Raw genomic sequence first — 9,572 nt, forward strand, 5'->3', positions numbered from 1 at the left:
GCTATGGCTTACTGCTTCTACTTATCATAAAAGAGCTTGTGAGGCTTGAAAGAGTTAAATTGTTTTTTTAGATCTTCACAACCTACTTGTGTGCAAGCGCGTATAAAAACACGGCTAAAAGTTGAAAAGTTTACAAGAAAGCTTTTCATGAGAAAGGCTCCTCTAGATGAGGAGCCTTTCTCATTTGCTGCCTACTACAAGCCTCGACTAACCTCTCGGCCTTTCTCATTTGTCAAGAACAGGACACAGCCTTGGCATATGGAGTGCTAATATTTGGAAAAAACTATAGACTTCCCTGAAAGTTGGCCATTTAAAGGTTGAATAAGTGCTTTAACTTTAAATGGAGTGAAAAAGACACGCTTTATAGAATCACAGATCATCATGGCTATCAAGGAGCACGAGAATGGCCGCAACGCCCAGGACTTGTGCCGGGAGTTGCGCATCACCTCCTCAGCCTTCTACAAGTGGCGCCAGCGCTACGGCGACCTGGAGGTAAAAAGAACTGGTGCAAAGAGAACAAGGTGAGGCTGGTCTTTATTCAACCTGGCAAGCCGATGCAAAACGCTTATATCGAGCGCTGCAACGGCAGTGTCAGGAGGGAACTACTGATGCTTACGTGTTCAGGACCCTTTCAGAGGTGCGGCAGAAGACCGAGGAAAGGATGGAGGACTACAACCACCACCGCCCGCACCAGGTGCTGAATTTCAAATTAATCAAGGAAATTGTAACTTTAAAACCTACTTTGCAATGGCCTAAAATTCGGGGAAGCTTACATTCTCCATCCGTTGATTTCAGGACGAGGCTGTTACCTAATTAGGCTTTTGATTATTCCCTATCCTTCCATTCATATCCAACGTTATCCATTTGTTCAGAAAATTATGAGGAGCCTCTAACACGATTTTATAGTAGTTATAACCATTAACCGGAATGGTAACCTTCTCATTTCTTGTAGGAACGGTTTTCAGGAGTTTGTACTCATCTTTACCACCTGCCTTGTAGTTATTGGTAGAGGCCAGCCAAACCTTCATTTTTCCTTTCTTTTCCAAGGCTTTCCAAGTTAGCTGAATTTCACCGTTCTGGTAAACAGCAGTTGGCTGTACTGCAGAAACGGCACCTATAAAAGGTACTCCGTCCGTTTCCATCAGTGCCTCACGAGGTATGCTAAGATCCATAAAACGAGTAATGCTAGGCATGATGTCCACAATGCCTGGCTGACCATCCTTAAAATGCGCGTTCAGGTCGCGGGCATTGGTTACCATCCAGGTGGTTCGCTCTCTGTCAGACTGCCCACCGTGGTGCCTGCCGCTTGTGCTGTCCCTTCCGTGGTCCGTTGTTATTACAAGCAGCCAATCTTCCTGGTGCTTTTGCTTTCTATACTCAATGGCTTTCCATATACGACCAATCTGATCATCTGCATACTCAACCGCTTTATTTAACTGTTCGCTATCTCCATAGTAATGCCCCATATCATCTGGATATTCTAAATATACCCATGATAAATCAGGTGCATGATTCCAGATGTGATCAGTAGCTTCATTAGCCACACGCTCATCTATCTGGTGCATGAAGTCCCTTGCTTCATCATGCGGAAAGCTCACTGTGTCTAATTCCAAGCCATCTACTTTGTAATCTATCCGTATATTACCTGTTTGAGACAATCCCTCCCCTACCAGCTTGGTTCTGTTGTCCAGCCAGCTGGAGAATATAGCAAGCTTCTTTTCAGGGTACTGTGCTTTTAAGTGTCTGAAGATACTCCAGTAGTTGTAGTTAGGTGCCTCAATGTTATTATCCCAAACATTATGCTTATTCACCCATGTGCCGGTCAATAAGCTGTTGTAGCCTACTGCCGAAATGGTGGGCGTTTGGGAATAGCCACCTCTTTCTCCTCCTACATACGCTCGTGTGTACCCGCCAACAGCAGCTACCCGGTCTATGTTCGGCGTATGCTGCTTCTCCAGCACATCCGCGGGAATGCCATCCACAATAATAAAAACCACTTTTTTCTTACCAGATTGTGCCGCCGTTAATACAGGCAGCAGGCACATGATCAGCAGTAGCTTTTTCAGAAATATATGTCCGTTGATTTTCATAGGGTATTTGGTTAGGTGCTTTTACTCCGGCTGAAGCAACCACATGGTTGCGTTGATGTTATCTCCCTCCGGGAATTGGCTGGCAATGGCAGCCTCCACGTTTTGCCTGTTCAGATTAAACTCACTTTCCGGATACATCCAGCGCTTCGGAATCTGCTTATCGTTCAGCATACCGCCACCGCTTACATCAAAGGCAGGAATTCCGGTGCGGCGTTGCTCATAAAAAGGCTGCCAGCCGGAGTTCATAAAAAAGGAGATATACTTCTGCGTTAAAATGGTGTTCAGTTGGTTGTTTGACTGCAGTTGAACCTCCGGCTGTGCCAAATAAGCCGCAATGCTATCGTGGGGAATCCCATAAAACAGCATGCTGGCTTCTACCCCCTTTTTGTAGTGCTCTTCGGCATTACCGCTTACCCAGCCTCTAACAACCGCCTCCGCCAGAATAAACTGCACCTCAGCAAAGCCAAGAGCTACACTCGGTTCATTTACCGGGTTGCTGTAATAGCGCGCGTTTATCTTGGAAGCCTCTCCTCCTACAACTCTTTGCTTATTTACATCCAGTGCATCGCTTCCCTTTACTCCTCCATAGGCTTGCGGATCCTCTGCCGGAAGTGCGGCCCCATCAGGTGCCCGATCTGCTACTTCAAAAAGCCGGGGGTCTTCCAGGTCTTGCAGTAAAGAGACAAAAGTCTCCTCCATGTAATAAGCCGTTTGGATATCGTTGCTGTTGAAGTACGGGTACCGGTTATCTTCAAGATCGTAGAAGGGTAAAGCGGCATTGTCGCTGTTAGATGCAAAGATCGGAAACTGTGCCGGGTCATTGACTATTTCCTGGAAACGCTGCTTTACATTGAGGTTAGCATTGTTCTCTTTGAGAGACAGGTTCATCAGTACGCGTAACGTGAAGGAGTTTACCAGTTTTTGCCACTTCTCCAAATTCCCGCTATAGATCACGTCTCCGGAAATAGTTTCCTGGGTATTGGCAAGCATGGCGTTGGCCTCTTTCAAATCCTCCAGTACTCCCAGATAAATACCCTCCTGCTTGTCATAAGTTGGTGAAAAGACATTCTCATCCCCCCTGAACGCTTCTGTATAGGGCACATCGCCAAAGGTTTGAGTAAGGCCAATTATAAAGTAGGATTTAAAGAATTTGGCCAGCGCCATGTAAACCGGCTTGTTTACGCGCGCAGCCTCTTCCTCCAGCTTTACTACTTGTCTTAGATGGTCATAACTGCCAAAGTCAGACCGTTGCCACCCATAGTACTGGTTTAATGAAACGCCATCTGTGTTCACCAGGTAGCGCGATGCCAAAGCAGCTGAAAGTTGTATTTCGTTGAAGGCTCTGGTTTCCAGGTTAGTGAGCAGCAGATCAGGTGTGGCCTGCGTTGTTCTGTTTGGGTCGAGCTGCAGCTCCTCGAAATCCTGACAGGAGTAAAAGCAGCTAAGAGCCAGTGACAGTACAACTATCTTCAATTTATTCATTTCCCTGAGTGTTAAAATTTAAGATCAATGTTGACACCCATACTTCGGGTGGCAGGAGTCTGCAGGTTATCAGCCCCGGTATCAGGGTCTACATTGGGAAGCTTAGACCAAAGCAGTAGGTTCCGCCCAACGAAAGAAACAGAGGCTGCGCGTATAGGAGCCTTCTCAAGCAGCTGCCCTGGCACCTGGTATGTCAGTGTTACCTCGCGCAGTTTCAGGAACGTTTCATTATAATAATGGTAGTTGTAATTGTGCGCGTTGCTGGTATTGATCATGTAGTTGATGTAACTGACAGCTTTGGCATTAGGCTCGAATACTCTGGTGTCTTCTACAATATTCCCTTTCCCGTCGTACTTCACATCGCCACTTACCACCACCACACCTTCGCCAACATAGGTTGCCTCACCGGAGTTGGCCTCGTCACGATAGTGGTTCACTGTTCCAGGGTGTGTTCCTCCCCACCACATCTTCTGATTGGTGGTAGAGTAAATCTTTCCGCCAAGGCGTCCGTCAAACAGAAATCTTAAGTTAAAGTTTTTATAAGTGAAGGAGTTTTCTATGCCGTAGGTCCAATCCGGCTCGTCATAGCCCACAAAGCGGGCAAAAGGATCAGTTTTAGGGAAACCGTTGCTGTTGTAGATAATATTTCCCTGTGGATCTGTCTCGTATACTGCGGCAAAGATTTTATCGGTACGCTCATCCACTTCTAAGTGGTTGAGCTCTTCAGCACCTCCGAAGATTTCTTTTAAATAGCGGCGATACTGGCTGAAGTTAGCTGTAATGTCCCATCTAAAGTCATTTTCCTTTACAGGTGTTGCACGTGCAATAACCTCCACTCCTTTGCGCTGGTAAACGTTCCCGTTTTCTAACCTGGATGTATAGCCGCTGGCCAGCGATACCGGAATATCGGTAATGTTATTGTAGTCACGTGCCTGGTAATAAGTAACATCAAAACCAAGACGGTTATCAATCAAGTTGAACTCTAGCCCTGCTTCCCAGGTATCTGAAGTTTCCGGCCTGATGTTAGGGTTAAGGTTACTGCTTCCATAGTATAAAGAGGGTGTACCATTCCATTTCACACCATTCTCATAAGCAGCGATATGGCTGTAGGGGTAATCGCCAATCCGCCCCTCTGATACACGTGACCAGGAACCGCGCAGCTTCAGATAAGAAAGAGCTGAGGGCATCGTTACCAAATCCGACACGACCAAAGCTCCCGAAACCGCTGGGTAGAAGAAGGAGTTGTTCCGTACTGGTAAGGTGGAAACCCAGTCATTACGTCCGGTAACACTTAGGTACAAAGCCCCAAATGCTTCCAGGTCAACAATACCATAAACACTGTTTTTCTTTTGCTCCTCTATGGTATTCTCTCCCTGAACCGGGTTAGCTGAGTTGCTTATGTTGTAAAAGCCCGGTATGGTTAAGCCATCTGTACTCAAAGACTGGCCCTTCAGGTTCTGGTAATTGTTTGATCCTCCCAACTGGGCTTTCAGTGAAAAGTTTTTGCTGAATGTATGCTCATACTTTACAAGCAAGTCTGAAATAACATCGATGTAACTCTGGTTGCTTAAATAGTAGTTCCCTCTCGATTTGTCACTGTAACCCACATAGCTTTTAGGTTCCTTTGTACTTGTTGACAGGCCGTAGATGTTCACGCCAGTCCTGTAAGTGGCACTGAAGGAAGGGCTAATTCTATAATCGAGTGTGACAGCACCAAAAGTATTGTCTTTATAGTAACCACGCTGGTATTCATATGCCTGAAAATAAGGATTGTTATACCAGGATTGGTTGTAGTGCCTTTGCTGCTCTCCTTCTCTACCTTCCAGCCAATAGTTCCTCAGGTCTCTTACATCAACATCCGCACCTGTCCACAGCACCAGATTGTACAAGTAGTTGGTTGGACCGTAACCTGTTTCAGGAAAGTTATCGGTGTATTGTCTGTTGTAACTGATGCGGGCATCTGTGGTTAACTTTGGTGACAAGCTATAGTTACCAGAAAGGCTAAAAGATGTATTGTTTAAATCAGTGTTCGGAACAATGCCTTTTTGGTAAATGTGGGAAGCGGCGGCCCTAAAACTACCCTTCTCACCGCCTTTGGTAAGGCTTACACTGTTTGTGGAGATGGCACCAGTATCAAAAAAGTTCTTTACGTTGTCTTTACCACGGGATATCCAGGGCAATGGTTGGCGCTCACCTGTAACTGGATCCACGGGGCTATTATACTGCGGTGTCTCCCAATAGCCACTGGGAGTACTGGCATCCAACTGATCCAGTTTTGGTCCCCAGATCCAACCGGCCCCCTCTATTCCTCCACCAGAGCCATCGACATAGGCATATTTGCCGTTGTTACCACTGCCATAGGTCGACTGCACTTCCGGTATACGGATAAAGCCTGGCTGAAACATGGTAGTGGAGTTTATCTCCACGCTGAGGTCTTTTCCCTTACCCCGCTTAGTCGTAATCATGATAGCACCGTTGCGGCCAATAGAGCCATAAAGGGCTGAGGCTGTGGAACCTTTCAGCACGCTAACACTTTCAATATCATCAGAGTTGACTTTCCATAGATCAGCTGTCTGGTCAGGCACTCCGTCAATAACTATCAATGGCTTCCTTCCTCTCAGGCTGATGGCTGGATCCTGAAACAAGTCAGTGGAGTTCCTGATCGTAAGCCCAGCTACTTTACCAGTAAGGTTACTTACTACATTCCCCTCACGAGCTTTCACTAGTTCCTCACCCTGCACTTCCTGCACGGCATAACCAATCGCTTTCTTCTCTTTTTTAATGCCGAGTGCTGTTACCACTACTTCTTCTAAACTATGTGAGTCTTCTTCCAGTAGCACATCGACAAAACGTCTGTTATTAACAGCCACCTCTTTATTTTCGAAGCCTATATATGAAAAAATCAGTACTGGATCTTCAACTCCTACAGTCTTTATAGTAAATCTTCCTTCAATATCTGTAACTGCTCCTGTACTAGTGTCTTTTATCAATACTGAGACACCAGGTAATGGCTGTCCAGCCGCATCTTTTACCTGGCCAGAAACAGATTCGCTTTGTAAACTATGACTCAAAGTGCCTGAATTAATGCTGTACTTACCTCCTTTTGTAAAACCATCTAAAGGGGCTATTCCAAGTACCGCCAATAATATTAAGGAGCAACTCCTTTTAGCCACTCTGCTATTCTTAACTGGTAGTTTTGATATCATATTAGGCCTGTTTATTGATATTTCATGTCCTAGCTTATTGAAAGCAGGATAAAGAATGCTGTAGGATCCAACATTGAATGTTAGAGAAGCAACAGGGCCAATTCAGATAGTACCATACCGCCAGGAAGCATTCACTAAATGATTGTTAACAGTCTGATCATCCTCAACTAGCACTACCCTATTTACCCTAGTAAGTATAAGGGCAAAACTAGTTCAAGGCCTTTATCTGAATGTTTATTAAATATTATATATGCGTTAACAGAAGGAAGAAAAAGTGTAATCATGATAATAAAAGCGTAATCTGAAAAGCTCTGTTACCAGGTTTCTGTAAAAGCAGGTAAAAGGATAAAATAATTCTATTATGAACCCTTCATTTCCGGGTACACTGAATTACTATGTATCCGATTACAGCAAGCACTTTTCCTATGTAGGTGCTCATGCGGTTCTTTTGAAGATGCGCTGCACTTGTACTGCCTGAAAGCTTCCTCCCCTACTGGCCCTGAAACCGTGCTTGTTTAGCTCACTCGCTATCTCAGACCAGTTCATCCCATGCTTTCGGCAGGACTGGATCATGGCCGAAGCTCTTTTATTGTTCTCATTCAAAACTGCTTTCAGCACTCGCGTCTCCTCCCCTTTCTTCCTGGCTTCATTGGTCAGGTTCTGAGGCTTTCCCAGCTTTACCCCCTGCGCTTTCTTCACCTGTAGCGCTGCTTTGGTCCGGGAGCTGATTAATTCACGTTCGTGCTGGGCCAGTACCGCGAAGATGCCTATTGTTAAGGTGTTGGCGTCTGGCATATCGGCACAGACGAAGTCTACCCCACTGTCCCGAAGGGCAAAGATAAAGGAGGCGTTGCGGCTGAGCCGGTCCAGCTTAGCTATAAGCAGCGTGGCCCTGATCCTTTTGGCATGGTCAATGGCAGCTAAAAGCTGAGGGCGGTTATTCCGCTTGCCGCTCTCCACCTCCACGTACTCCTCTAAGATAGTATCTTCGGTTTTAAGGAAGCTTCGAACGGCATACTGCTGGGCCTCCATCCCTAGTCCGCTTTCCCCCTGCCTTCGGGTAGATACTCTAAAGTAAGCGATGTACTGTTTCATGGCGAGGATGATAAGATGCCATACAGTTGGGAAAGCCGAGCAGCTAAAGTCGAGGCCTCTGTCTGTCCGGATGTACTGTTAATAAGAGTACGCCACTGATATTTTGACACTGGCTTCTGAAGTCTGATCTTTTCCTCCATATCCTCCACGCATTCAAGTAGCTCCTCCTTTTCTTCTCTTTCTATGTCGGGGTTGCTATGGAGTCTTTCTGTTCTCCTGCTGATCAACCCTCCGGCTTCATGGGCGGGTGCCTTCGCCTGGTGAGTACCGGAAACGTCACGGTTCAATACAATAGAAGAGGCAGGTATGCTACCGGTGAAACTTAAAAAAACAGTTGGCCGACCTAGAGGACTGTAGGAATCCTGCTTACAATAGTCCATCCCTTTAGAGGTGATTTGATGAACCAAAGCGACTCCCTCCTCTAATAAGTCCAGATTGACTAAGTTAACAGCGCGCAACTTATCTGCGATACCCTCTGTCTCTTGTCTGCTTTCATAGATGTTTAACACCTGCATGATTTCCTCAAGCCTAATGCACGGGTACTCCCGGTGCCGGCGGCTGTATAGCCGGAGAACTGCATCTTGTTTTTCTGCCTGTTTCATGAGGTGAGTCTTCAATATATGGCAAAGATACGGTAATTTTACATCTCTTAAACGTCCGTTTATAAAGTTTGACAATATATTATTTAGCTGTAAATTTGTCATGTTTGAGTAGAGATGAAGAAATTTGTTGCCTATTACCGTGTATCTACAAAAGTTCAAGAACATAGCGGACTTGGTTTAGAAGCACAACGTTTGGCTGTCCTCCAGTATGCTAAACAAAAAGATTCTATTATTGAAGAATTTACGGAAGTAGAAAGCGGAAGTAAAAATAATCGTGAGCAGTTATATTTAGCCATTAAGCTTGCAAAGTTGAAACAGGCTACACTGCTTATAGCTAAGCTGGATCGGCTCAGCCGCAACGCCTCCTTTATCTTTGCCCTTCGGGACAGTGGGGTAGACTTCGTCTGTGCCGATATGCCTGAAGCTAACACCCTGACCATTGGTATCTTTGCGGTACTGGCCCAGCATGAACGCGAGCTCATTTCCAAGCGAACTAAGGACGCCCTGCAGGTAAAGAAGGCTCAGGGAGCAAAGCTGGGAAATCCTCAGAACCTGAATGACGAGGCCAGAAAGAAAGGACTAGAAGTTCGTTGTTCAAATGCCCGCGTCAATAAGCAGAATCGCCAGGCTATAAAGCTAATCCATATTTATCGTAAACAGGGGTATACGTTTCAGCAGATAGCAAATGAGTTAAATGAAGAAGGGTATAGAACGCGCACGGGTAAACCTTTTCTGAAAGGCACAGTGTATTATTTATATCAAAAAGTTGCTGACATGCGTCTCAAACTAATAAAATGATTTCTTTATTTGATTTGCGTTGTGGCTTATAGCTGAGATAAATTTTCTTCCTTTTGATTGTGATAAATGTACAAAAGTGTTACACGGTCATAAGCAGATTGCTAAGACGTAAATCTCTGATTTATCAACAATAAACCTAACTCTTAGATATAATAATCTTTTTGCCTCTTATAATTCTCCCCCTCTCCTACTATTCCCAAAATCCTTCCCTCTTTAGGAATTTTGTACCAGATCAGGACAATAAAAGTAAATCCTTGATAATCTTTTTAGGTAGTCCTTCAGAAGTAATGATGGCATAA

8 protein-coding genes are annotated in these 9,572 nt (G+C 45.2%); 3 read left to right on the top strand and 5 right to left on the bottom strand.

Annotation, left to right across the window (positions count from 1 at the left end):
• The first annotated feature begins 345 nt into the window (after positions 1-345).
• Entirely contained in the window at positions 346-525 is a 180-nt protein-coding gene (locus tag LN995_RS21065; protein WP_229963074.1) for a transposase, read from the top strand.
• Positions 506-817, top strand: a complete 312-nt coding sequence (locus LN995_RS21070) for an integrase core domain-containing protein (protein ID WP_229963075.1) — start codon at positions 506-508, stop codon at positions 815-817. Before LN995_RS21065 ends, LN995_RS21070 begins: the two co-directional genes overlap by 20 nt.
• On the opposite strand, the gene LN995_RS21075 is transcribed toward LN995_RS21070, so the two are convergent.
• The 5 genes from LN995_RS21075 to LN995_RS21095 all read right to left on the bottom strand — a co-directional run bounded on the left by LN995_RS21075 (position 810) and on the right by LN995_RS21095 (position 8,475).
• Complete coding sequence (locus LN995_RS21075; RefSeq protein WP_229963076.1) at positions 810-2,090, bottom strand: alkaline phosphatase family protein; 1,281 nt, start codon at positions 2,088-2,090, stop codon at positions 810-812. The genes LN995_RS21070 and LN995_RS21075 overlap by 8 nt on opposite strands.
• A gap of 21 nt (positions 2,091-2,111) precedes the next feature.
• The gene (locus tag LN995_RS21080) at positions 2,112-3,572 is read right to left on the bottom strand and encodes a SusD/RagB family nutrient-binding outer membrane lipoprotein (protein WP_229963077.1); all 1,461 of its coding nucleotides are present in this window, start codon (positions 3,570-3,572) and stop codon (positions 2,112-2,114) included.
• Between the two features lie 11 nt (positions 3,573-3,583).
• Positions 3,584-6,778, bottom strand: coding sequence for a SusC/RagA family TonB-linked outer membrane protein (locus LN995_RS21085; protein ID WP_229963078.1), 3,195 nt, complete (start codon positions 6,776-6,778; stop codon positions 3,584-3,586).
• A 435-nt stretch (positions 6,779-7,213) separates the two neighbouring features.
• Positions 7,214-7,873 carry a recombinase family protein gene (locus LN995_RS21090; protein ID WP_229963079.1) on the bottom strand — a complete coding sequence of 220 codons (660 nt, stop codon included), beginning with the start codon at positions 7,871-7,873 and terminating at the stop codon, positions 7,214-7,216.
• Complete coding sequence (locus LN995_RS21095; protein WP_229963080.1) at positions 7,870-8,475, bottom strand: hypothetical protein; 606 nt, start codon at positions 8,473-8,475, stop codon at positions 7,870-7,872. Before LN995_RS21095 ends, LN995_RS21090 begins: the two co-directional genes overlap by 4 nt.
• 114 nt (positions 8,476-8,589) lie before the next feature.
• On the opposite strand from LN995_RS21095, the gene LN995_RS21100 reads away from it, so the two are divergent.
• A complete protein-coding gene (locus LN995_RS21100; protein ID WP_229963081.1) occupies positions 8,590-9,273 on the top strand; it encodes a recombinase family protein in 684 nt (227 codons plus the stop codon).
• The last annotated feature ends 299 nt before the right edge of the window (positions 9,274-9,572 follow it).

It is taken from the genome of Pontibacter silvestris, from assembly GCF_020907275.1.
GTDB classification, from domain to species: domain Bacteria; phylum Bacteroidota; class Bacteroidia; order Cytophagales; family Hymenobacteraceae; genus Pontibacter; species Pontibacter silvestris.